20 protein-coding genes and 1 pseudogene are annotated in these 22,133 nt (G+C 69.2%); 9 read left to right on the top strand and 12 right to left on the bottom strand.

What is annotated here, in order from left to right:
- The first annotated feature begins 248 nt into the window (after positions 1–248).
- A complete protein-coding gene (locus tag AC4IJH_RS24785) occupies positions 249–1,634 on the top strand; it encodes a globin domain-containing protein (protein ID WP_490854081.1) in 1,386 nt (461 codons plus the stop codon).
- A 270-nt stretch (positions 1,635–1,904) separates the two neighbouring features.
- Here the strand turns inward: AC4IJH_RS24785 and AC4IJH_RS24790 are convergent, their stop codons facing one another.
- Entirely contained in the window at positions 1,905–2,453 is a 549-nt protein-coding gene (locus AC4IJH_RS24790) for a hypothetical protein (RefSeq protein ID WP_490854043.1), read from the bottom strand.
- 370 nt (positions 2,454–2,823) lie between these two features.
- Between AC4IJH_RS24790 and AC4IJH_RS24795 the strand changes: the two genes are divergently transcribed.
- Positions 2,824–3,153 (top strand): immunity protein CdiI family protein, encoded by a 330-nt coding sequence (locus AC4IJH_RS24795; protein ID WP_490854044.1) that lies wholly within the window; start codon positions 2,824–2,826, stop codon positions 3,151–3,153.
- A gap of 385 nt (positions 3,154–3,538) precedes the next feature.
- Positions 3,539–4,402, top strand: a pseudogene (locus tag AC4IJH_RS24800) (chitinase); the annotation flags it as partial.
- 105 nt (positions 4,403–4,507) lie between these two features.
- Here AC4IJH_RS24800 and AC4IJH_RS24805 read toward each other — a convergent pair.
- Complete coding sequence (locus AC4IJH_RS24805; protein ID WP_490854045.1) at positions 4,508–5,644, bottom strand: serine hydrolase domain-containing protein; 1,137 nt, start codon at positions 5,642–5,644, stop codon at positions 4,508–4,510.
- A 196-nt stretch (positions 5,645–5,840) separates the two neighbouring features.
- Here AC4IJH_RS24805 and AC4IJH_RS24810 point away from each other — a divergent pair, with 196 nt between their 5' ends.
- Positions 5,841–6,563, top strand: coding sequence for a GbsR/MarR family transcriptional regulator (locus AC4IJH_RS24810; protein WP_490854046.1), 723 nt, complete (start codon positions 5,841–5,843; stop codon positions 6,561–6,563).
- Between the two features lie 100 nt (positions 6,564–6,663).
- Here AC4IJH_RS24810 and AC4IJH_RS24815 read toward each other — a convergent pair whose 3' ends face one another.
- Both AC4IJH_RS24815 and AC4IJH_RS24820 read right to left on the bottom strand, forming a co-directional pair.
- Complete coding sequence (locus AC4IJH_RS24815) at positions 6,664–9,534, bottom strand: ATP-binding protein (RefSeq protein ID WP_490854047.1); 2,871 nt, start codon at positions 9,532–9,534, stop codon at positions 6,664–6,666.
- A gap of 511 nt (positions 9,535–10,045) precedes the next feature.
- Positions 10,046–10,837, bottom strand: coding sequence for an SDR family NAD(P)-dependent oxidoreductase (locus tag AC4IJH_RS24820; RefSeq protein ID WP_490854048.1), 792 nt, complete (start codon positions 10,835–10,837; stop codon positions 10,046–10,048).
- 224 nt (positions 10,838–11,061) lie between these two features.
- On the opposite strand from AC4IJH_RS24820, the gene htpG reads away from it, so the two are divergent.
- Positions 11,062–12,981, top strand: a complete 1,920-nt coding sequence (gene htpG, locus AC4IJH_RS24825) for a molecular chaperone HtpG (protein ID WP_490854049.1) — start codon at positions 11,062–11,064, stop codon at positions 12,979–12,981.
- Between the two features lie 106 nt (positions 12,982–13,087).
- Here htpG and AC4IJH_RS24830 read toward each other — a convergent pair whose 3' ends face one another.
- The 4 genes from AC4IJH_RS24830 to AC4IJH_RS24845 all read right to left on the bottom strand — a co-directional run bounded on the left by AC4IJH_RS24830 (position 13,088) and on the right by AC4IJH_RS24845 (position 16,504).
- Entirely contained in the window at positions 13,088–13,588 is a 501-nt protein-coding gene (locus AC4IJH_RS24830) for a TetR/AcrR family transcriptional regulator (RefSeq protein WP_490854050.1), read from the bottom strand.
- 124 nt (positions 13,589–13,712) lie between these two features.
- Positions 13,713–14,234, bottom strand: coding sequence for a DUF6624 domain-containing protein (locus tag AC4IJH_RS24835; RefSeq protein WP_490854051.1), 522 nt, complete (start codon positions 14,232–14,234; stop codon positions 13,713–13,715).
- 189 nt (positions 14,235–14,423) lie between these two features.
- On the bottom strand, positions 14,424–15,089 hold the full coding sequence (locus AC4IJH_RS24840) for a class I SAM-dependent methyltransferase (RefSeq protein WP_490854052.1): 666 nt from the start codon (positions 15,087–15,089) through the stop codon (positions 14,424–14,426).
- An 83-nt stretch (positions 15,090–15,172) separates the two neighbouring features.
- Complete coding sequence (locus AC4IJH_RS24845; RefSeq protein WP_490854053.1) at positions 15,173–16,504, bottom strand: phosphatase PAP2 family protein; 1,332 nt, start codon at positions 16,502–16,504, stop codon at positions 15,173–15,175.
- Positions 16,505–17,058: 554 nt separating this feature from the next.
- On the opposite strand from AC4IJH_RS24845, the gene AC4IJH_RS24850 reads away from it, so the two are divergent.
- Genes AC4IJH_RS24850 through AC4IJH_RS24860 form a run of 3 tightly spaced genes read left to right on the top strand, consistent with a single transcriptional unit; the run spans position 17,059 to position 18,462 of the window.
- Positions 17,059–17,238: a ribbon-helix-helix domain-containing protein gene (locus tag AC4IJH_RS24850; protein ID WP_490854054.1), complete on the top strand. Its 180-nt coding sequence runs from the start codon at positions 17,059–17,061 to the stop codon at positions 17,236–17,238.
- A 1-nt stretch (position 17,239) separates the two neighbouring features.
- Positions 17,240–17,584: a VOC family protein gene (locus tag AC4IJH_RS24855; protein ID WP_490854055.1), complete on the top strand. Its 345-nt coding sequence runs from the start codon at positions 17,240–17,242 to the stop codon at positions 17,582–17,584.
- 20 nt (positions 17,585–17,604) lie between these two features.
- Entirely contained in the window at positions 17,605–18,462 is an 858-nt protein-coding gene (locus AC4IJH_RS24860) for a class I SAM-dependent methyltransferase (protein WP_490854056.1), read from the top strand.
- A 146-nt stretch (positions 18,463–18,608) separates the two neighbouring features.
- On the opposite strand, the gene AC4IJH_RS24865 is transcribed toward AC4IJH_RS24860, so the two are convergent.
- The 3 genes from AC4IJH_RS24865 to AC4IJH_RS24875 form a co-directional block, all read right to left on the bottom strand.
- Positions 18,609–19,145, bottom strand: a complete 537-nt coding sequence (locus AC4IJH_RS24865; protein ID WP_490854057.1) for a hypothetical protein — start codon at positions 19,143–19,145, stop codon at positions 18,609–18,611.
- A 412-nt stretch (positions 19,146–19,557) separates the two neighbouring features.
- Positions 19,558–19,851: a nuclear transport factor 2 family protein gene (locus AC4IJH_RS24870; RefSeq protein ID WP_490854058.1), complete on the bottom strand. Its 294-nt coding sequence runs from the start codon at positions 19,849–19,851 to the stop codon at positions 19,558–19,560.
- A 231-nt stretch (positions 19,852–20,082) separates the two neighbouring features.
- Complete coding sequence (locus tag AC4IJH_RS24875; protein ID WP_490854059.1) at positions 20,083–20,712, bottom strand: helix-turn-helix domain-containing protein; 630 nt, start codon at positions 20,710–20,712, stop codon at positions 20,083–20,085.
- A gap of 148 nt (positions 20,713–20,860) precedes the next feature.
- Between AC4IJH_RS24875 and def the strand changes: the two genes are divergently transcribed.
- On the top strand, positions 20,861–21,475 hold the full coding sequence (def, locus tag AC4IJH_RS24880) for a peptide deformylase (protein WP_490854060.1): 615 nt from the start codon (positions 20,861–20,863) through the stop codon (positions 21,473–21,475).
- A 336-nt stretch (positions 21,476–21,811) separates the two neighbouring features.
- Here the strand turns inward: def and AC4IJH_RS24885 are convergent, their stop codons facing one another.
- Positions 21,812–22,117: a hypothetical protein gene (locus AC4IJH_RS24885; protein WP_490854061.1), complete on the bottom strand. Its 306-nt coding sequence runs from the start codon at positions 22,115–22,117 to the stop codon at positions 21,812–21,814.
- Between the last annotated feature and the right edge of the window lie 16 nt (positions 22,118–22,133).

The raw sequence follows: 22,133 nt of genomic DNA on the forward strand, positions 1-22,133 counted from the left end.
CCCCACGGCGGCTCGCACGCCTGGCGCCGTACGCCGTGCCCCTCTGCGCCCTCGCCACGGCCGCCGCGGTGTCGTACGTGGGAGGCAGCCGGCCGCGCGCCGTCGCGCTCCTGCCGGCCGCACCCCCCTCGCACCGGGCCCGCGGCCGCCGCCCGGCCACGACCGCGGACGGGGCCCAGGCGCCCGCCGACGTCCCGGCCTCCACGACAGCGTGCAGCGTATGTGCGGGGAGCTGCTGACCCATGGCCATGACCACGGACAACGGGGAGTACCACGCACTGCTCGCACGGCACGAAGCCATGCGCCTGCGGCAGCAACTGTTCTCACCGAACGCGGCCCGCAGCACCGCGAGCGGGGGCACCGCGGCGCCTGCGCCCTACGACGGCGCGGCCGGCGCGGCGGACCAGCGGGTCATCCTTCGTTTCCTCGACCTGGTGACCCCCTTCGATGACCTGATATCCCACCTCTACCAGGCGCTGTTCGAGCGCCATCCCTATCTGCGCTCGCTGTTTCCGGCATCGATGGAGTTCCAGAAGGCTCATCTCGCACGGGCCTTCTGGTACCTGATCGAGCATCTGGACCGCCCGCAGGAGATGACCGAAACCTTCGCCCAGCTGGGACGCGATCACCGCAAGCTCGGCGTACGCCCCGCCCACTTCGAGGCGTTCGAGACCGCACTGTGCGAAGCGCTGCAGCATCAGGCCGGACGGCAGTGGACCGAAGCCCTGGAAAGAGCGTGGCTGCGGATGCTGCGCTTCGCCGTCGACACCATGATCGACGGGGCGGCCTCCGCACTCAGCGAACCGCCCTGCTGGCAGGCCACCGTCATCGGCCATGAGCTGCGCGCCGGGGACCTGGCGGTGCTCCGGGCCCGTCCGCACGAGCCCTTCCCCTACCGGGCCGGGCAGTACGCGGCCCTGGAGTCCCACCGGCTGCCGCACGCCTGGCGCTCGTACTACCTCGCCGGCGCTCCCCACCCGGACGGCGAATTGGAGTTCCACATCCAACTCACCGGCCCCGGCGGGGTGAGCGAGGCACTGGTGCGCCACACCGCTCCCGGGGACCCTCTGCGCCTCGGGCCCGCGCACGGCACGCTGACGCTGGACGACGCAGCGGCGGACGAGATCCTGCTCGTGGCCTCCGACACCGGCTGGGCTCCGATGAAAGCGCTCCTCCAGCAGTTGGAGGAGCGGCGGACCCCAGGGCGCCGCGTACGTCTGCTGCTGGGCGCCGACTCCCTGCACGAGGTGTACGACGCCGCCTACTTGACCGCCTTCGAGCGCCGCCGGGCGTGGTTGACGGTGATCCCCGTGATCGGCGGTGGCCCAGGGGCGGATGCCTACGGCCCGCTGGCTGAAGCAGCGGCCCGGCACGCCGGCGTCTCCGGGTCCCTCACCGTGGTCAGCGGACCGCCGGCGATGGTGCGTACGGTGGCGGCGGAACTCGCGCACGCGGGCGTACCTGCCGACCGCATCCGCCATGACCCGCTGCCCGGCCTCCCCCGGGCCATGGGGACCGCCGCTGCCCTGCCCGACCGCACCGCTCAGGAGAGCGCGGACGGCAACGGCACCCTGCCTTCCACGGCGGAGCGCTGCCCTGTCCCCGAAGGCGTGCCGCGACCGGCGGCCCATTGAGCGGGAAGCCGCCCAGGGCGCTGTCATGGGGAGTGCCGACACTCCCCATGACCGTTCTGCGGCTTGCGGCTCAGGTGAAGGACGGCGGGCGAACGGCCCGCGGGGAAGGTTCACCCGGACCTTCGCAGAGCAGCGCCACCCGATACGAGGAGGCCGCCGAGTCCTACCGGACCGCCGTCACTTCGGCACCATCGCTGATGTCGGTGTCGGCGACAGGCCCTGGAAGGACATCAGGCTCCGCGGCGATCCGCCGATCTATCGCTCTGTCGCTCAGTCGATGCGGACGGGATGATCGGCACCCGCAGGTCCGTAGCCGCACATCGATGGCGCCATGACGTGCTGTGGATTGGTCCAGCCGGCACATCGGTAGCTGGAGTGGCCGTACCAGTCGTGGCCGAACTCGTGCGCGGCGAGCAGCGCCTGGTCTCTCACGCCGCCCATGTACAGCGCGATGCGCTGGCCCCGGCCCCAGTTGCAGCCGACGATCCTGCCGCCTCCGCCGCAGTCGGTGATGTAACTGTTGCGGCACTCGACCGGGGTGTCCCGGTTCGTGGTTTCGTCCAGGCGGGCCCACGCGGATGCGCCCTGCTTGATGGTCGCGGCGTACGCCCGGCACGAAGACGTGAGGTAGTAGCTGCGGTCGGTGGGGACGTTCCAGCCGCCCGGAGGGGGCTCCATGGCCTGCGCCCCCGCCGCCTCCAGCTCGGCCGCGGTGATGCCGTGGCCCTCTTGCGCGGCGCCGACCGCCGCGACGGTCTCGCCTTGGGGGGTGGGAGCGGCTTGGGCGCCGGGCCCCAGCAGCCCGATGGCCACGGTCACCACTGCCGCTAGAACAGATCTCAGGAGCAGCTTTCTTCGCATGCTTCTCCTCCTGTAGGGGGGTGTGCCGGTGACGATTCGCCGGCGACCGCGCCACTTGGTCTGGGCCAACGGCGCCGTCTGGTCCCACAGTTCGCAGACGTACGGCTCGAGAACAATCCGGGATTCGATAGGTAGGGGTACGCATAAAATTCGGAGCGGCGGCGTCCGGGGGCCGACCGGCCTGCCCCGCGTCCCGTCCACGGACGTGGTGTACGGCCGAGGGCGCGAGACCCTCAAGAGGCGCCCCAGGCTCAGCCCGTCGCTCGCCGTCCGATGACAGACATGCCGCAGGGGACGAGCGTCGACAGGCGCCGTGAGAGGGTGCCATATGCCCTACTACCTGCGGTTCTTCTTCGAATACGGAGTCGCCCACACCCCGTTGTGGCCCGGGCCGCCCGGCGCCCCCGACCTCGACAGCCCCTATGGCTCTCCGTGCGAGCTGGAACGCCTGCCGATCGGCCCTGCCACCCGAGCCGAGCTGGAGAGGCTGTGCGAGTGGTACCAGTCCTCGCTCGACTGGGACTATCCGCCGGATCCGTCTCCGTGGCCCGAGGAACAGTGGGAGCTGTTCACGCAGCAGGCGGACTCCGTGCTGGAGACCCTGCGCCGTGAACTGGGTGACGACTGGACAGTCATGGACCTGCGTAAGCCGTCATGACGCCAGTGGCTTCTCCAGCTGCCGGGCTGTCACCGCTCGCCAGGCTGCCGTTGTTGCACACCAAGTCCAGTGACGAGAACGGGCGGTTGGCCTTTGCCGCAGCGCGTCCGCCCACACGCCCCTGAGCCCTGCCGTTTCGGTCCGCACCCATTGACCACATTGGTACACACCAATAGCCTCCGATGGCGTGACTGTCATGTCACGACCAACAGGTGCATCAACGGCAGTCGGCACCGCCCTCCCCCATCCGGAACCGACACTCGAGGGAGTCCCCTTGAGATCCTCCACCGGCAGACGTTTTCTCAGACCGGCCACGACGGCGCTCGCGTGTCTGGCCATTCCACTCATCGCCCCGGCCGCTCCGGCGCAGGCGACCGATGCGGCCACGGGCGCCACCGGCGGCGGGCGCGGACCCGGCTTCGTGCAGGCCGCGCCGTATCTCTATCTGGGCTGGGGCAACCCGCCGAGCGCCACCGAGGTCATGCGGGCCACCGGCATCAAGTGGTACACGATGGCGTTCATCCTCGCCCGGAACGGCTGCAACCCCGCGTGGGACAGCCAGCGCCCGCTGACCGGCGGCGTGGACGAGTCCACCATCAAGGCGATCCGCGCGGCCGGCGGCGACATCGTCCCCTCCATCGGCGGCTGGAGCGGCAACAAGCTCGGGCCCAACTGCTCCACCCCACAGGCCCTTGCGGGCGCGTACCAGAAGGTCATCGACGCCTACCGGCTCAAGGCGATCGACGTCGACATCGAGAACACCGACGAGTTCGAGAGTCCCGCGGTCCAGGACCGCATCCTGGGCGCCCTGAAAATCGTCAAGCAGAACAACCCGGGCCTCAGGACGATCCTCACCTTCCCGACGCTCAACACCGGCCCCAATTCGTGGGGCAACCGCCTGATCGAACGGGCCAACGCCCTCCAGGCGAACATCGACAACTTCACCGTCATGCCGTTCAACTTCAACGGCCACGCCGACATGTACGGCAGCACCGTCAAGGCCACCGAGGGACTGAAGAACAAGCTCAAGTCCGTCTACGGCTGGTCCGACGCGCGGGCCTACGCCTCCATCGGCATCTCGGGCATGAACGGCAACAGTGACACGGGAGAGGTCACCACTCCCCAGATCTGGACCCAGATCCGCGACTGGGCCAACTCCCGTCACATCGGCCGCTTTGCCTTCTGGTCGGTCAACCGCGACCGCCCCAACTGGCAGTTCACCTCCATCACCGCCGGCTTCACCGGCTGACCGCTCCCTCAGTTGCGCAAGCGGCGTGGCGGCACTCCCCGACCGGGTCCGGGAGTGCCGCCGTGGCCTGCGGGCCCGGGGGCGGGACGGCGGCAGGCCGCCCTCTTACGCGCCGACGGAGACGCCGAACTCCGCTTCGATGACCTTGAAAAGGATGTCCCAGGACTTCCACTCGGTGTTGGTCTGGATGGAGACGGTGTGGTCACCGTCGGCGGTGCCCACCGTGTAGAACAGGCACCCCCAGAAGCTGCCGCCCACGCCGCGCAGCGTCAGGCCGCCCGTGGCCGCCTTGTCCAACTCGAACAGGCCCAGGCCGTACCGGGCGTACGGCATCCAGTTGCCGCCCTCGGTGGAGACCGTGGTCCACATCGCGCGGTGCTGGTCCGGCGGCAGCAGGGTGCCGCCGGACAGAGCGTTCACGAACTTGATCATGTCGCTGGTGGTGGAGATGACGTTGCCCGGGGTCCAGGAGGTGTTGAACTCCGTGACATCGAGGGGCTCGAGTCCGGGCTCCTCCATCGCCGACTGCCAGTTCTCCGGAGTGACCGCCGCTGTGTCCGTACCGTCCTTGTAGAACAGCGTCGAGTAGGCCCGAGGGTGCGGCTCGGGGTAGCCCACGTCCTGGGCGCGGCGCACGTAGGTGTTGGCCAGGCCGAGTGGCCGGATGACGCTGCGCTCGATCTCCTCCGCGAGGGTGTTGCCGGTCACCTTCTCGATGATCGCCTCGGAAAGGTAGAAGCCGCCGTTGGAGTACTCGAAGCGTTCCCCGGGCTCGCCGACCGGCGGCTGGGACACCGTCATCTTCAGAAGCTCTTCGGTGGTGACGGCTTCGAGGCGGTGCTTCATGAAACTGGCACGGGTGGCGAACCGGTTGGTCAGTTCCGGCGCCAGGCCGGTGGAGAACAGGCCACCGGTATTGCTGAGCAGATGCCTGATGGTGATCCTGTCGCCGTCATAGCCATTGACGTTCAGCACGCCCGGCAGCCAGGTGTTCACCGTGTCGTCGATGCTCAGCCTGCCCTCTGCCTCAAGAGTCAGGAGGGCCGCGGCGATAAAGGCCTTGCCGCCGCTGCCGGCATGCGCGTACTCCCCCGGCCGGCGCCGGGCTCCGGTCTTGATGTCGGCCACCCCGGCCGTGCCGAACCACGTCCGGTCCCCGTCCCTGACGTCGGCCACGATGCCAGGGACGCCGCCCTCGGCCACGGCCCAGTCGAGCGCCTCTTGAATACCCGTTTCGTTCATGTCTGCCGTCCTCACTCTAAGGATCTTCACGACGCAGTAAAAATTACGTTGCATAAACGATTGCGTCAATCACAATTTCGCGAAGCAACTGAGAATTGCCAGCTCAAATGACATGAATCGTTGCATGGAGTCTGTTTGTTAATGCAACGCGTGCGTTGCATTAAGCTACTGGCGACGTCGACAGTTAAGGACACCGATGCCTGGAGAAAGACTCACCCGGCAGGACCGGCGGGAGATCGCCGCGGGACTGCGTGACGGGCAGACCTACGCCGCCGTGGCCCGCCGCCTCGGACGGCCGACCTCGACCATCACCCGCGAGGTGATGCGCAACGGCGGGCCGGGCGGCTACCACGCCGACCGGGCCCACCAAGCGAGCAAACGCAAGGCGCGCCAGAACGCGACCACTCCGCCACCGCCCTCACCAGGAAGCGCTGACCTCGACGGACGCGACCCGCGGATCGTGGACGAGGTGGCCGCCCACACCGCGGAACTGTTCGTCCAGTCCGGGCTTCCGCAGATGGCGGCCAGGGTGCTCGCCGCACTCCTCACCACCGACGGCGGCAGCCTCACCTCGGCCGAACTCGTGCAACGTCTGCACGTCAGCCCCGCCGCCATCTCCAAGGCCGTCGGCTACCTGGAGGCAATAGGGATCATCCAGCGCGAACGCGACCCCCACCGTCGCGCGGAACGCTACGTCATCGGCGAGGACGTGTGGTTCCAGGCCATCATGGCCAGCGCGCGCATCGACACCCGGATCGCCGCCGCCTCCGCGCGCGGCGCCCAGGCACTCGGCCCCACGACACCCGCCGGTGCCCGGCTGGACAACCTGAGCCAGTTCCTCCACCACGTCAGCGAGGACCTGGTCCGCTCGGCCGAGCACTGGCGCCAGGTCTTCTTCGCCCGTCCGCCCGCTGATTAACCGTCGCGTCTCCGTGGCGGATGCGACGTGCCCAGCCCAGGGGCACGTGGTCGCGTCGCTGGAGCGCCGCTCGCCCGAGTACCGCAACGCCGACGGCAGTTCACATGCCGGTGACCTCGGCCCGTGAGCGTACGTGGAGCTTGCACAGCACCTTGGCGACATGGTGTTCGACGGTGCGCGGGGAGAGGAACAGCACGTCGGCGATCTCCCGGTTGGTGCGCCCGAGCGCGACCAGCCGGGCGACCTCGCGCTCGCGGGGCGAGAGCTGGTCACCGTAGCCGCGGCGACCGCGGCGGGACGGCAGTACGACGTTGTTGCGGCGCAGCACACGGCGGCAGCGCGCGGCGTCGCGGGAGGCACCCAGCTCGGTGAACTGCTGCGCCGTCAGGGCAAGTTGATCTGACGCGCCGCTCTCCCCCGCGGCCAGTCGGCAGCGGGCCGCCGCCTCACCGGCGCGGGCTGCGGAATAAGGCTGCGGCAGGACGGTGTACGCGGTACGGGCCGCTTCGAAGGCCGTGGCGGCCTCCTCGACACTTCCGCGGCCGATCGCCAGGATGCCGCGGCAGGCGAAAAGGGCGGCCGCGGCCAGCGGCGCGTCCCGGCCGGCGATGCCCTCGCCCAGTTCGGCGGTGACCTGCTCCGCGTCCGGCAGGCGGCCGCCGCGCACCAGCGCCGCCACGGCCATCGGCGCCAGGTCGCCGGCCCACGACCAGATGCCCTTGCGGCGGATCCTGGCGATACCGCACTCGGCCTCACTCTGCGCCCCGGCCGCCTCGCCGCGGACCTGAAGCAGGCGGGCCATGGCGCCGGAGGCGGTGGCCAGTATCGGCGCCGGGGCGTTGTGGGGATCGGCCAGGCCGGCGGCTTGGAGCTCTGCGGCGGCCTCGTCCCATTCGCCGGTCGTGGAGGCGAGCAGCCCCAGTACGAGGTGGGCGTCGGCCGCGATGCCCGAGACGCCTCGTACCACGTCCAGGATGCGCCGGGCCCGTTCCGCCAGTCCCCGCCAGCTGCCCTCGTACCAGTCCAGGCGCAGCGCGGTGCCCTCCACGATGCTCTCGAAGTACGCGGCTCCGCATTCCGCGGCCCGCCGCCGCCCTTCCCTGCGGAAGCGCTGCGCTGCCTGGTAGTGGCCGAGGTAGGCGGCGGCGTCCGCGAAATTGCCGCAGGCGCGGGCGACTTGGCGACGGTCGGTCTCTGCTCCGGCCGCGCCGATGAACCGCTCCGCCTGCTGCCAGACCGTCGGATCGCCCGCGTACATCGCCAGCGCCAGGCGGTTGGCCCGTACGGCGGTGCACACCGACGGGTCGGGCTCCTGCGCCGCCAGCGTCTCGGCCTGCCCGATCCAGCGCTCGTAGACGGAGTACGGGTGGTCACCCCAGGCCGGCATCGCCAGGGCGGCCATGCCGCGGGCCGCGAGGGCGGGGCGGTCGCGCAGCTCCTCGACCGCCAGCTCGGTGTCGATCCGGCCCTCCTCGTACCGCCCGGCCTGGTTGTAGAGCAGCAGCCCCAGATTGAGTCTGATCTCGCCGCGTGTGCCCTCGGGTATGTGTCCATCCCGCACGATGGCGCGCAGCAGTCCGGTGGCCCGCCCGTGGGCGAGTCCGACCACCGCGTCCCTGCTGAGCTCGACGGCGATGCGGGCGCACTCCGGCCGGCCGAGGCGGCCGTCGGACAGCAGCTGCTCCAACACCCCTACCGCGAGCGCCGGGTCGCCCCTCTCACGCGCAGCGGAAGCCGCCGCCTCGCTGTAGCGCAGCCAGTGCGTGAGCTCTCCGGCCCGGTGGGCGTGGTAGGCGAGCTGCACCAGCGGCTGCGGGTCCTCTGCGGCCAGGGCGCGCATCGCCTGCCGGTGCAGCCGGTGCCGGTCGGGTCCCGGCAGGCTCTGGTAGACGGCTTGTTGGGCGAGGGCGTGCCGGAACCCGTACCGGTCGTCGCCCCACTCGTGCAGCACACCCGCGAGCAGGGCCTCCCGTACGGCTGCCGATCCCTCGGCCTCCGTGGGCGGCACCGCGCTCCCGCGCATGACCGCGGTGATCAGCGCCTCGCCGGCGGGAACGCGCAGCACACCGGCGGCGTGCACGGCGGCCGCGGCCATGGGCGAGAGCACGCTCATACGGTCGGCCATCGCCTCCTGCAGCAGCGTGGGCACCGCCAATGCCTCCAGCACCCCGCGCTCCGCCTGCCGTTCACGCCTGACCTCCTCGGGCAGCGCGTGGACGACCTCCTCCACCACGAACGGGATGCCCGCGGTCCGCCGGTGCAGCTCCCCGATGAACTCCGGCGCGGTCCCCGATACGCCGGTGAGAGCGGCGAACATGGCGCGTACGGCGGGCGCGTCCAGCGGGTGGAGCGGGATGACCACCGCGGCGGTCCCGGGCGGGTGGCGAAACGCCCGCCCGAACGGCAGCCCCGCGCCCGGCAGTTCCTCGCGTCGGTAGCTGAGCACCACCGACAGCGCGTCCGGCGGGTCGTCCACCAGGAACCGCAGCAGGTCCCGGGTACCCTCGTCCGCCCAGTGCAGATCCTCCACGACCATCACGGTCTCCCCCACCGTGTCGAGCAGCGCGCGCACGGCGCGGAACACCCGGTGCCGCCCGGCCCGCGGATCGTGCAGCGGATCGAGGGCAGGCGGCAGCCAGGCGGCGAGTTCCGGCAGGTACGGGCGCAGTGCGCCGCAGACCGGGCTCAGCGGGTCGGGCAGCCCGCCCGCCAGGTGGCGCAGCAGATCAAGGACCGGCCCGTAGGGAAACGGCTCGCGCAGGGGACGACAGCTGCCCACAAGGACGCGACGTCTTCGTAAGGAGGGGTGGCGCAGGCCCTCCCGGATCAGCCGGGTCTTGCCGATTCCCGCCTCCCCCTCGACCAGGGCCACCGACGGCGGGTGCGCCACCGCCTCCACCAGGGAGTCCAACTCCCTTGTACGGCCGACCAGTACAGGCGCTTCCGAGGTACGCAGGAGGAGGGCGGTCATGAGTGACTCCGGCCTTGGGGGGTCCGCGGTGCGCACCACAGCCGAGTACGAGCGCGCCACCACGGCGACAGCGTGAAGCTATGCCTCAAGCCGTACTTCTAGCAAGACCGTGGCAGGCGCGCGCAAGATCTCCCGGACGCGCTTTCCCCCTGCCCGCGCAAGCACGTGCCCGGATCGGAAGCTGCACCTGGTGCGTGGAACCGGCGAGCGATTCATCGACCGGCCCATCCACAGATCCCGCATCGGCGGTATCGGCCAGCTGCCTTTCGCACTCGATCGCGTAGCGGTCCTGCCCGTCATCGAGTTCATTCGAGATGAACCCTGCGGTGTTCATGCCAGGCTGCGGCAGGACTCGGGATGCTCGATATCCTGCGTCTCCCGGTACTGGCATGCGCAGAACAATGCAGCTGCACCATCGGCTGCGTACGCCAGCAGCCCAAGCAGCACCCAGCCCACCCCGTCGCCCAACTCGGCACTGCCCACCCACCAGGGCGCTGGAAAGACTGCGGCGTCAGCGCTTGTGGCGCTGGCCCCTGACCAGCTGTTCTGTGATCTTGTCGGCGCCGACGCGGCGTTGGACGGCGGCGGACAGGCTCGGGGCAACGCCACCGAACAGGGTGGCCATACGTAGTGCCAGCGAGGCCACCTCCACTTCGGCGAGGTTCTTCTCGATGGCTCGTACGGTCGCGCGCGCCACGTCCTGCGGCGAACGGGTGCCGATTCCGCGCGGCAAGGTCACGCCGGAGTCGGCGAACATGCCCGCGTCGCTGACCATGCCGGGAAAGACGGTCGAGACGCCGACCTGGTAGGGACGCATGTCCTCGCGGAGCGCCAGGGCGAAGCCGCGCATCCCGAACTTGGTGGCGTTGTAGAGGGACACCTGCCCGGACGCGGCCTTGCCGGAGATCGAAGAGATGAAGACCAGGTGACCGCGGCGGCGGGCGGCCATGCGTTCCCCGGCCAGCTTCGCCATCACGATGGGCGCACGGAGATTGACATCGAGCGCACGGTCGATCTCACCGATGGAGAAGTCGGCCAGCAGGCCTGCCGCCGGCAGCGCGGCGTTGGCCACCAGCACGTCGATCTCACCCGCCGCCGCCAGCAGTTCCTCGATCGCGTCCCGGTCGGCCAGGTCGGCGGGGATGGCGCGGCCGCCCAGCTTCTCCGCCAACGGCTCGAGTACGTCCGTACGCCGCCCGGTCAGCACCACCTCGCCGCCGCGGGCGGCCAGGGTCCCGGCCAGCACTTGCCCGATCCCGCCGGTGGCACCCGTCACCAGTACCTTCGCGCCACGCAGATCCATGCCAGGAGGATCCCACCACCGGCACCGCCAGACCAGGGCGGCGGTGAGGCGTCCATCCGGCATCTCGCGCATCCGGCCCCGGCCACGTCCACCGCACCGCGCGGAGCACCGCGCGCCGGGCGGAGGAGCGAAAGTCCGCACCCGTGACGTGTGCCCGGCGCCGTTCATCTAAAGTGCCCAGGTCAGTGCCCGTTACCTGATGACCTGAGAAGGAATCACGGATTATGCCGACCGAGACGTTCGAGTTTCAGGTGGAAGCGCGTCAGCTTCTGCAAATGATGATCCACTCGATCTACTCGAACAAGGACGTGTTCTTGCGTGAGCTCGTCTCCAATGCATCCGACGCACTCGACAAGCTGCGTCTCGAAGCTCTCCGCGACGACTCCCTCGGCGCGGATGTCTCCGACCTCCACATCCGCATCGAGACCGATCCGGAAGCCCGCACGCTGACCGTGCAGGACAACGGCATCGGCATGTCGCGTGACGAGGTCGTCCAGCTCATCGGGACGATCGCGAATTCGGGGACCGCGAGGTTCCTCAAGGAGCTCAAGGAGGCCGAGAACGCCGCGGCGGCCGAGGGGCTGATCGGCCAGTTCGGCGTCGGGTTCTACTCCAGCTTCATGGTGGCCGACGAGGTCACGCTCCTGACCCGGCGTGCGGGCGAGAGCACGGGCACCCGCTGGACGTCGAGCGGCGAGGGCACGTACACGATCGACACCGTCGACGACGCCCCGCAGGGCACCTCCGTAACCCTTCGGCTCAAGCCGGAGGACAGCGAGGACAAGCTCTACGACTACGCCTCGCCCTGGAAGATCAGGGAGATCGTCAAGCGGTACTCGGACTTCATCACCTGGCCCATCAAGATGGCGCCGGAGCCCTCCGCGGACGCCACGGACGAGTCCGACGACGCCCCGCGCGAACCCGAGACCCTGAACTCCATGAAGGCCCTGTGGGCCCGCCCGAAGGAGGAGGTCACGGACGACGAGTACCACGAGCTGTACAAGCACATCAGCCACGACTGGAACGACCCGCTGGAGACCATCCGGCTCCAGGCGGAAGGCACCTTCGAGTACCAGGCGCTGCTGTTCCTCCCGTCCCACGCGCCCCACGATCTGTTCACGCAGGGCTACAAGCGCGGCATCCAGCTGTACGTCAAGCGCGTCTTCATCATGGACGACTGCGAAGCCCTGATGCCGCCGTACCTGCGCTTCGTCAAGGGCGTCGTCGACGCACAGGACCTCTCCCTCAACGTTTCGCGCGAGATCCTGCAGCAGGACCGCCAGATCCAGCTGATGCACCGCCGCCTGGCGAAGAAGGTGCTGTCGACGGTCAAGGACATGATGACCGCCGCCCCGGAGCGCTACGCGACGTTCTGGCGGGAGTTCGGCCGTGTCCTCAAGGAAGGGCTGCTGAGCGACTTCGACAACCGCGACGCGATCCTCAAGGTGTGCTCCTTCGCCACCACCCACGACAAGGCCGAGCCGACCACGCTGCAGCAGTACGTGGAGCGGATGAAGGACGGTCAGGAGCACATCTACTACCTCACCGGCGAGTCCCGGCAGGCCGTCGAGAACTCTCCGCACATGGAGGCGTTCCGGGCCAAGGGCATCGAAGTGCTGGTGCTGACCGACCCCGTCGACGAGGTGTGGGTCGATGCCGTGCCCGAGTTCGACGGCAAGCCGCTGCGCTCGGTCGCCAAGGGCGAGGTCGATCTCGGCACCGAGGAGGAGAAGAAGGAAGCCGACACCGAGCGGGAGAAGCAGCAGGAGGAGTACGCGGGCCTGCTGACCTGGATGACGGAGAAGCTGAGCGAGAACGTCAAGGAGGTGCGCCTGTCCTCGCGCCTGACCGTCTCGCCCGCCTGCATCGTCTCGGACACGCACGATGTGACGCCGGCGCTGGAGAACATCTACCGCGCCATGGGCCAGGACGTCCCCCACGTCAAGCGCATCCTCGAACTCAACCCGGGCCACCCGCTGGTCAGCGGCCTGAACAAGGCACACGCCGAGCGCGCGGAGGACACCGGGCTCGAGGAGACGGCCGAGCTGGTGTACGGCATGGCCCTGCTGGCCGAGGGCGGCGAACTGAGCGACCCGTCGCGCTTCGTCAAGCTGATGGCCGACCGCCTCGAACGCTCCCTGTAGTACCGCCTACCCGGTAGGCCCGGCTCCCCGCCGCACTGCAGGCGGGGAGCCGGAACGGAGCCACCAAGGCAGTCGACGGCCCGCCGATTCCACAGGAGCGGCCGGTTCAGCCCCTGGGCCGTACGCCTTCCAGGATCGAGTCGACGACCTGCTCGGGCAGACCGGCCGGGAGTTCCTTCCAGCCCTGGAAGACGCCGCGGGCGAGTACGGGGCTGGAGAAGAGGTCGGCGAGGAATTCGATGTCGCGGTCGGCCCTGACCTCGCCGCTCTCCACGCCCCGGCGCAGCACGTCGTTGACGCTCTCGCGCCGCGACTTGATGACGGCTTCCTGGTACTGCTGCCAGAGCTGGGGCTGGTGCTGGATGTGGGTGATGACGGCGCGCAATACGGCCGAGGAGCGTTTGGCCAGGCCGCCTCGGCGGAGGAATCCCAGGCAGGCGATCAGATCGTCGCGTACCGATGTGCCGGGCGGATCGGGGCTCTTCTCGTCCAGTGAGCGCAGCACGTCCAGCATCAGGGCGTCCTTGCCGGTCCAGCGGCGGTAGACGGTGGTCTTGCTGACACCGGCTTCGCGGGCGATGCGCTCGATGGACAGCCTGACGGACACCGCACCAGCGCCTTCGCCCACCGGAACCGCCAGCCGCCTGAGGCGCGGCATGACGGTCCCGAACCTCGCCCCGATCCGCCAGCCCGTTGGCAATGGCTGCGGCGCGGATCCGATGCCCGGGCCGTCAGCGCGAGTTGCGCATGATCGCGTCGTACTCGGCGTGCGGCCCCATACCGGCCGCCGCGCGCCGTGCGTCGAGCCCGTCCGGATCGGCGATGGGGTGGGGCTGGAGATTGCCTTGGCCATCCTGGACGTACTGGGTTCCGTAGGTCTGGGGCCGGCCTTGGCTGACCTGGCAGCGGTCGGTGAGATACGCCAGTTGTCGGGGCGCGGCCTCTCCCGATGCCACGGCCGCAGTGAGGAGCTGGAGCGCGCGGAGCTGGAACGGCAGATCACGGCCGGCGTGCTGGGCCAGCAACCAGGCGCCGTTGGCGGCCCGTTCTCCGACAAGGGTCTTCCCCGGCCAGCCGTGCTCGTCGATCACGGCCTTGAGCCAGGCAGTGTTGTCGGCGTCGACAGAGACGACCGCCGCCCAGTCCACGGGCGCCGATCCAATGCCGCGTACGCCACGGGCGTGCTGATCGACGTCCACACGACGCAGAAGTTCTTCGGCGAGCTCGGGCTGCTGTGCTCGGTCTGCGCTCACTGTGCCCCCCTTGGCGCCGGTGCGGCTCCGCGCCCAGCCACTCAGGTCATTGTCCGCCCGCGCGCCGGTGGCGACGCGGTGAACGTCAGCTCCTCGGTCCGGGGGGGGCGCTCAGGACAGCAGCGGGGTGACGCACAGCAAGCCGCCGCCGTCCAACGGTGATGTCCCGCCCAGGGCCGAGGAGTTGGATCACCGGGGCACGCGCTGGGTGATGCGCCACAGGCGGCGGGGCAGCTCGCCTTCCTCGAAGGGGTGGGCCTCGGTCAGGTCCCAGCCTTCGGCGAGGGCGTCGACGAGGTGACGGGGGAAGAAGTGGACGGCGAAGCCGCCGTGTTCGTGGATGTCGTCGCCGTGGGCGATGCCGGTGCCGTAGTGGGCGTCGCCGGTGTGACGGACGGTGTAGACGAAGGTGCCGCCGGGGCGCAGGACGCGGCGGACCTCGGCCACCAGGGCATGGATCTCCTTGGTGGACAGGGTCATGCACAGCAGCATGTGCGCGAACACCGCGTCGACGGAGGCGGCGGGCAAGGGCAGCGGGTCGCGTACGTCGTGGACGGCGGCAGTGACCCGGTCCTCCAGATGCCGGGCCCGGGCGGCATCGCGCAGCTGGTCCAGGCCCGTGGGGCTGAAGTCGGTGGCCTGGACGGTGAGGCCCTCGCGGGCGAAGTACAGGGCGTCGCGCCCGTGCCCTGCGCCCAGCTCCAGTACGTCCTGCGCGCCGGCGGTACGGAAGGTCCGGGCGGCGTGCACGGCGGGGGCCGAGGCCTGCTGCCCGTACATGCCCGGATGGGCGGCGTAGGTGTGCTGCCAGTGCGCGCGCTGGGCTTCGGCGAGCTGAGCGTCCTGCCGCTGCATGGTCTCTCCCGGGTGCGGTGGGCGAGCTTCCCGGGCCCACCACACCCGGGAAACGCTCAGCCCATAACCTGATGCAGCAGGACTCAAACCAGTTCGGGTTGGGGTTCCGGTTGCCGCACTGGTGCGACCTTCGGTTCCCACTGCTTGGTGGTCCGTACGTAGGCGTAGATCACCGAAGCCATCGACAGAATGAGAAGTGGTCCGAACACCCACGGGTATGTGGCCATCTGCATCGGCAGATAGCGATATGCCGCCAAGAGCGCCGCGAAGACCGCTGCGCCGTACGTGACCAGCTGGATTCCTGACCGCTCCCAGCCACGGTCGTGCGAGCGCAGTGCTGCCTCGATCGTGAGCGTGAACACCACGCCGGCGATGAGGTCCACGCCGTAGTGGTAGCCGAATCCCAGCGTTGCGGTGAGGGTGGCGATCAGCCAGAACGTGCCCGCGAATCGCAGAACTCGGGGGCCTTTTCGGGAATGGATGAAGATCGCGGTGGCCCACGCCGTGTGCAGGCTGGGCATGCAGTTGCGTGGGGTGATGTCGTCGTACGGCATCGGGTGCGGGGCACCGAGCGGCGGCAGTGTGTCCGGCCACAGGTTGGCCAGCGCCCAGGGCTCGCCGCCGGTGCCGAAGGCGCCGGTGCCGTAGGTGAAGATCGGCCCGACCACCGGGAAGATCATGTAAATGGCCGGCCCGAGGAGGCCGATGACCAGAAAGGTGCGCACCAGATGGTGGCCGGGGAAGCGGCGCTCGGCCGCCACGTTGCGCAGCTGGTACAGCGCGACGACTACTGCGGCCACCGCGAGCTGAACGTAGACGAAGTCGAGAATATGGGGGCCGATCGGAGCGGTGGCCTCAACGAGCCGGCCCACCAGCCACGACGGGTTGCCCAGCGCGTGATCGGCGGTCGCCACGTACAGGTCGAGCACGGTCGGGCGGGTCTTCGAGGTGATGAGCAGCCAGGTGTCGCCGGTCTTGCGGCCGGCCACCAGCAGCAGGCCAAGGCCGACGCCCTTCAGCAGCAGGGCGCGTTCCCGGCCGGTGCGGCGCGTGATGGCGATGACCGCACAGCCCAAAATCACCCACAACGCGCCGTTGCCGAAGGTCGGCCTGGCATCGACCGCCCACCGCACAAGCAAGAAGACGGCGTCGATGCCGATCGCGGCACCAGCCGCGATGAACCGTTGCCGCCAGGTGAGCACCACCATCATCAGCCCCATACCGCCGTACAACAGCGGCCCTGACTTGGGGGCGAAAATCACCTCCTGCACCTGGTTGGTGATCGGCCCCGGCAGGCCGTAGCGACGCGCGGTGATCTCCAGCGCGATGAAGAATCCAAGGGCCACCACGCCCGCCACGGCCCACAGAATCGCCCGTGGTCGACGCCACCCGGCGAACGCAGCTCTGCATTTCATTCGCGAAAATACCCGTGATGCTCTAGATATCAATTGTTTGGCCGATGTGTTAGATGTCAGCGAAGCAGGTCACCCTCCATGCCGGACAGTAATGGCTTTCCGGCGAAGGGCAGGCGATGAGGGTGATCACCGCAAGTTCGAACATGCTATCGGAGCAGTGCGGGCGAGTATCGCAGGTCACGGGTGTCGCCGAGGCCAGTCTCTCCGCGCTCGACAATCCGGCGTCTCCAGGATGATCACGAAACTCTCGACGGCCGGTGGACGGCTGCGGCGTCACGGGTTACACAGCGACTCCAAAGCGTGAGCACAAGGCCGTGAACTGGCAGCCCGGGCGGGCATGTCGGCATTTCCGTCTTCGGCCACGACGCCCAGTGGCCCGAACCCGGCACGCAGCGGCCGCGCCTCGTCCACCACCGCATCGCGACCAGTCCCCCATGCCCCCTTCATCCCGCACGAGGGCCTTGATCTCACGCACACGTCGGGAGCGTCACGACATAACAGATCAAACCTTCACCGACCTGACGCTAGGTTACTAGGATGCTAGCATCGCCTCCGTGAGTGACGAAGAGGTCAAGCAGTTCAACGTGTACTTGCCGGTCGGGCTGATCAAGCAGGTCAAACATCACGCCATCGAGTCGGGCTCGTCCCTCTCGGCGCTGGTCGCGGCCGCCTTGCGCGCGTACCTCGACGACACCCACGGGCAGCCGCAGCGATCATCCGAGAAGGAGACCTGACATGGCGACCGAAGGCATCGAGGCCGTATTCCTGGAGACCCACAACTGGGGCAAGGCGGCGAAGTTCTTCCAGGCACTGGGCTTCGAATTGGAGTTCTCGACCGACCACAACTCCGGCCAACTCCGTAAGGGCGACGGCCCCTACATATTCATCGCCGAGGTCCCCGAGGACCGGCAGCCCCAGACGCAGGTCGTGCTGAAAGTGACCGATGCGGAGACCTTCCGTCCCGACCCTGCTGTTGAAGTGGTCACGCCGTTCGAGGACACCCATTACGGAACCAGGGAAATGACCGTCCGCGACCCCGACGGGCGTCTGTGGAGCCTCCAGGCGCCGGCCAAGGACTGACCGCAAGGAAAGGGAGCACCGTGGCAGACGAGCAGAACGAGGTGCCGGACAGCACCGCGGTACGGGTCGCTCTTTGGCGGGCGATGCACGTACGGGTCGACCCGCCGCCCCACGTGCTCAAGGACGAGATCGGCCTGCAGCTGGCAGCCCCTGACGACGGCTGGCAGCGCCGACCCGACATGGACCCGCGCGGCACGAGCGGGTTCCGGGCGGCCATCGTTTCCCGCGCTCGTCTCATCGAGGACCTGGTTGCCGAGCAGGTCGGCCACGGCATCACCCAGTACGTCGTCCTGGGAGCCGGTCTGGACACCTTTGCCCAGCGCAGGCCGGAGATCGCCTCCCGCCTGCGGGTCTTCGAGATCGACCAGCCGGCCACCCAGGCCTGGAAGCGCCAACGCCTGGTCGAGCTCGGCTACGGAATCCCCGACTGGCTGCGACTGGTGCCGGTCGACTTCGAGACGGGCGGGCACTGGTGGGAGCAGTTGTCCGCCGCCGGCTTCGATCCCGGCCGGCCGGCGGTCGTCGTCTGCACCGGCGTCACCATGTACCTCACCAAGGACGCCACCGCGGCGACCCTGCACCGGCTCGCCGGACTCGCCCCCGGCTCGACGCTCGCCATGACGTTCATGCTGCCCACCGAACTCATCGATGCCGCCGATCGCCCCGCACTCGAGGCGACCAAGCCACAGGCCCAAGCAGCCGGAACGCCGTTCATCAGCTTCTACACCCCGCAGGAAATGCTGACGCTGGCCCGCGATACCGGCTTCAAAGACGCCCGACACGTAGCGGGAACCGTGCTCGGCGAACGCTACTTCGCCGGTCGTCCCGACGGCCTCCGCCCGTCAAGCGGAGAGGACCTGCTGGTGGCCGCCACCTGACGCCGTTGGGCCACACCACCTGCTTCCGAAAACCAAGGTGGGAGATGAGGCTGTCGGCACAGGGCGAGGGACGATCAGCCGCTGCTCGTGGCGGCTGTGCCCCGTACTGCCCGGCCCGGCGCAGGCGGCCGGGCAGTACGGGCACGTCAGTGCGCGCCGAAGCCGTCGCCCTCCTGGCCCGGAGTCATGGGTGGGCAGTCGTGGAATGCGGAGGAGACGGCCTTGTTCAGTTCCGGGTCCGCGAGCGGAGGCCCGTCATAGCCCTCGACGGTGACGAACACGAACCCCGTCCGGATTCCGTCCACTTCAGTCTCCACGGTGCACTGCCCAGGGATGTCCCGCCCCTGGCTCCAGTCGCAGCCCGCGGCGTCCAGTGCGGCGATGAATTGGGAGTAGGTCACTGCCGACGGCAAGTTGACCATCGCGTTCGCCCGTGCATCGGGAACTTCGATCTCCCCGTGCCACACCGGGACGATGACCTGGACCACCAGCCGACAGCGACAGACGACCAGCTGCAGATCGCCGTAGCCGAACCAGCGCGGCCAGCGGCTCTTCTTACACACGGGGTCGCCGATGAAGGGCTGCCCCAACGCCTCCACCAGTGCGGGCAGGGCGGCGTTGCACCCGACCGGCCCGATCCTGGCCGTCCGGCCGAACTCTGCCAGCATCTGGATCGCAGTCATGGTGAGGATCATGCCAGTAGGCGCGCTGAGCTGCGAAAACAGGGTGCGCCTCGCCCCTGACGGCACTACCGGCCCACGCAGGATCGCGGCCCCGCCACACCACCAAGATCGTTCACAGGGCTGCGGTCAGCATCGCGACACTCCCCAGGTCTGCTCGCGGCGCCTCACTTCGGCGAGCCACCGCAACGCCCGGGTGATGGCTCGCGGTCGGGCCAGGGCCGAAGGCGCTTCTGTGTGAACTCGGGCAGGGCGTACGGGCCGGCTTGCGGGGCCTCGGGATCAGTAGGGGCATCGGCTCGGCGTGAGAGGTGGGCGCGATCGCAACAGGGGGCGGTCGCGGGGCAGTTGGACGGGCCGACGGCCGTACGCCTGCCGCTCGGCCAGTCGGATAGCCGCTCGGAACCAGACCGCCTCAGGCACTTGGCTTGGGCACTTCGGTGATGCCGAACGCAATGAGATGACGGACCGAGTCGTGGTACGTGACCCACTGGGCGATCTTGCCATCGCGGAACCGGAACACGCTGAGGCAGTCGTTGCGGTACGGCAGCCCCGTCGCGCGGACGACCATGTCGCCCTTGACCTCGACCAGCCAGCCGTTGGGATCCAGCAACGGCTCGTACTGTACGTCCTCGGTGCACAGGGCCAGCAGGCCCTCGGCGTCTTTCGCGGAGGCGCAGGCGTAGAACTCCTCGATCACAGCCCTCATCCGGGCTCGGCCTGCTGTGGTTTCTGCGCCGTGTGCGTCCATGGCATCTCCCGGATCGTTCGGGACCCGGAGATCCCCGGGTGTGGGAACGGGCGCGTCTTCCACATCATCGCGACCGCCGCGGTTGCCAGTTTCGCCCTCTTTGCGCACCGCGTCTTGCCGATATGGGACAGGTCAGTGCGGCATGAGCCCCTGCCCCCTCCGCAGCCCGTCCGCGCCAGCCGGTCCTTCTCATCGATCGGTCGATTCGTCATCGCTATCGCTGTGACGCGGTGCAGGTGGCGGCGCCACGGAATGTTCGCCGAGCAGCGGGAACAGCCTGGTTACCGCGGCGACGGCTACAGCGTCCCGGGGGCGTGCGGCCGGGCGGTGGTCCCGGTCGCGGTATCCGGCGAACAGGCGGCGGATGGATTCGGCGAGTTCGGCCATCTCGCCTGGGGTGAGGTGGAGCACGGCGCTGAAGGATTCGTCCTGTTGCCACTCGGCCGGCGCCTGGTCCCGGTGGGCCAGCCAGTGCTGGTAGCTCTCGTCCTCCAGCCCGCGGGCGAGGGCTGCGAACCCTGCCGGCTCTTCTTGGCGGTCGGGCTCCGGGGCGGAGTCCCACCGCAGCCGCCATGGCCGGGCTCGGCCGCCTTGGTGCGGCACTTCTTCGATGAGGCCGTGCCGGGCGAGCTGGCGCAGGTGGAAGGAGCAGAGTCCGGAGCTGTGACCGAGGCGGGTGGCGGCCTGGGTGGAGGTGACGGTGCCGACTTCGGCGAGCAGGTCCAGCAGGGCGATGCGCACGGGATGGTCGGGCAGTTGCTGACGGGCACGTTCCGGCAGGGGGTGCGTGGCTGGGGTTTGACGGTTTTCATCGCTCACTTTGCAAAGGATGGTACTTTGCAAAGGACTTGGCAAGCCGTCAGGAAAGCTGGCAACTCGGCGGCCCTGCGACTGAAGCGCTCACGAAAGGCATTGATCGTTCATGGCAGTTGGGTTCGGTGACACGGCACAGGATCGCCGGGTACGTGTGCAGGGTGAGCCCGTCGAGTCCTATCCGCAGCTTGCGCCGGAGGTGGAACGTGGTGCGGTGCGCCGGATCACCGTGGTCGGGGAGGAGATACTCCACCGCCGGTGCCGGGAGGTGACCGAGTTCGGTACGCCGGAGCTGGCGAAGCTGATCGACGACATGTTCGCCACCAACCAGGTGGCCAATGGCGCCGGGCTCGCCGCCAACCAGGTCGATGTGGACCTGCAGTTGTTCGTGTGGGACATCACGGACGAGTGGGGTGTGCGTCATGTCGGGCACATCGCCAACCCGGTCCTGGACGAGGTGCCCGCCGAGCACCGCAGCCTTGTGGAGGAGTCCGAAGGCTGCCTGTCCGTTCCCGGCCCCTACCGTATGGTGCCCCGCCTCGACCGTGCCGTCGTCCGGGGCCGCGACAAGGACGGCAACCCCTTGGTGATCGAGGGCAGGGGCTACTTCGCCCGGTGCCTGCAGCACGAGACCGACCACCTTCACGGCCACCTGTATCTGGACCGGCTCGCACAGCGGGAGCGGAAAGCGGCCCTCCGAGAGATGAAGGACTCCCAGGACGAGGTGTTCGCCCGGCGCGCCGCCGCGGCGAAGAAGCTCGGCAAGTGACCGCGTTCGCCTGAACGCGCGGACGGCCCTGCCGGAGCGACCTCTGGCGGCGCCGTCCACTCCGGCCGGTCGCTGAAAACGACCGGGTGAGCGGCGTGACGGACGGCGCGACCATCTCGGTGCGCGCGAGGCCGTCACCGCGCCGCTTCTCGACACCCTCGCCGATGGAGGGGCTGCCCGTCTCCTCGATGCGCAGGCCGGAATGCCTGGCCTGAACCTCAGCGGTGACGGCACGCAGTGAGGCGACGCGCTTCTTCCCGTCGAGCTCGGGGCCCTTCACCGTGACGTCCACCCTGAGCGCGGTGTCGTCGGCGGAACGTGCCGGCGGACTTGGGGCTACGCGCGCATCCGCCCGGATACGTCGCGGGCGGCGTCTCCGGCGGCCGTCGCGTCCAGGCGCCCCTTACCGGGCGGCGCAGTAATGAGCACGTGCTCCAGTGACTTCCGCTCCAGCCCTCCTTCGGCGGCCATCGCCTCCGACCGGCCCGCCTCACCGATGCGGAAGTCTTCACCGGTGGCCGGGTTGCCGCCGACCACAGAGCCGGCGCCCAGACAGAGCGCAACGAAGTGGAGCCAGCCTGCGATCGCGCGCCCGAGGTGCCGGGCGCTCAGGCGAGCCATGCGTACGGGAAGATCGTTCATGGCGTTCATGCTGGTC

The organism is Streptomyces sp. UF-297, from assembly GCF_058245575.1.

Excerpts from the sequence above, each read along its gene's own strand:
- htpG (WP_490854049.1), top strand. The coding sequence starts at position 11,062 with ATGCCGACCGAGACGTTCGAGTTTCAGGTGGAAGCGCGTCAGCTTCTG.
- AC4IJH_RS24820 (WP_490854048.1), bottom strand. The coding sequence starts at position 10,837 with ATGGATCTGCGTGGCGCGAAGGTACTGGTGACGGGTGCCACCGGCGGG.
- AC4IJH_RS24810 (WP_490854046.1), top strand. The coding sequence starts at position 5,841 with ATGCCTGGAGAAAGACTCACCCGGCAGGACCGGCGGGAGATCGCCGCG.
- AC4IJH_RS24865 (WP_490854057.1), bottom strand. The coding sequence starts at position 19,145 with ATGACTGCGATCCAGATGCTGGCAGAGTTCGGCCGGACGGCCAGGATC.
- AC4IJH_RS24870 (WP_490854058.1), bottom strand. The coding sequence starts at position 19,851 with ATGAGGGCTGTGATCGAGGAGTTCTACGCCTGCGCCTCCGCGAAAGAC.
- AC4IJH_RS24815 (WP_490854047.1), bottom strand. The coding sequence starts at position 9,534 with ATGACCGCCCTCCTCCTGCGTACCTCGGAAGCGCCTGTACTGGTCGGC.
- AC4IJH_RS24840 (WP_490854052.1), bottom strand. The coding sequence starts at position 15,089 with ATGCAGCGGCAGGACGCTCAGCTCGCCGAAGCCCAGCGCGCGCACTGG.
- AC4IJH_RS24785 (WP_490854081.1), top strand. The coding sequence starts at position 249 with ATGACCACGGACAACGGGGAGTACCACGCACTGCTCGCACGGCACGAA.
- AC4IJH_RS24805 (WP_490854045.1), bottom strand. The coding sequence starts at position 5,644 with ATGAACGAAACGGGTATTCAAGAGGCGCTCGACTGGGCCGTGGCCGAG.
- AC4IJH_RS24885 (WP_490854061.1), bottom strand. The coding sequence starts at position 22,117 with ATGAACGATCTTCCCGTACGCATGGCTCGCCTGAGCGCCCGGCACCTC.
- AC4IJH_RS24795 (WP_490854044.1), top strand. The coding sequence starts at position 2,824 with ATGCCCTACTACCTGCGGTTCTTCTTCGAATACGGAGTCGCCCACACC.
- AC4IJH_RS24845 (WP_490854053.1), bottom strand. The coding sequence starts at position 16,504 with ATGAAATGCAGAGCTGCGTTCGCCGGGTGGCGTCGACCACGGGCGATT.
- AC4IJH_RS24855 (WP_490854055.1), top strand. The coding sequence starts at position 17,240 with ATGGCGACCGAAGGCATCGAGGCCGTATTCCTGGAGACCCACAACTGG.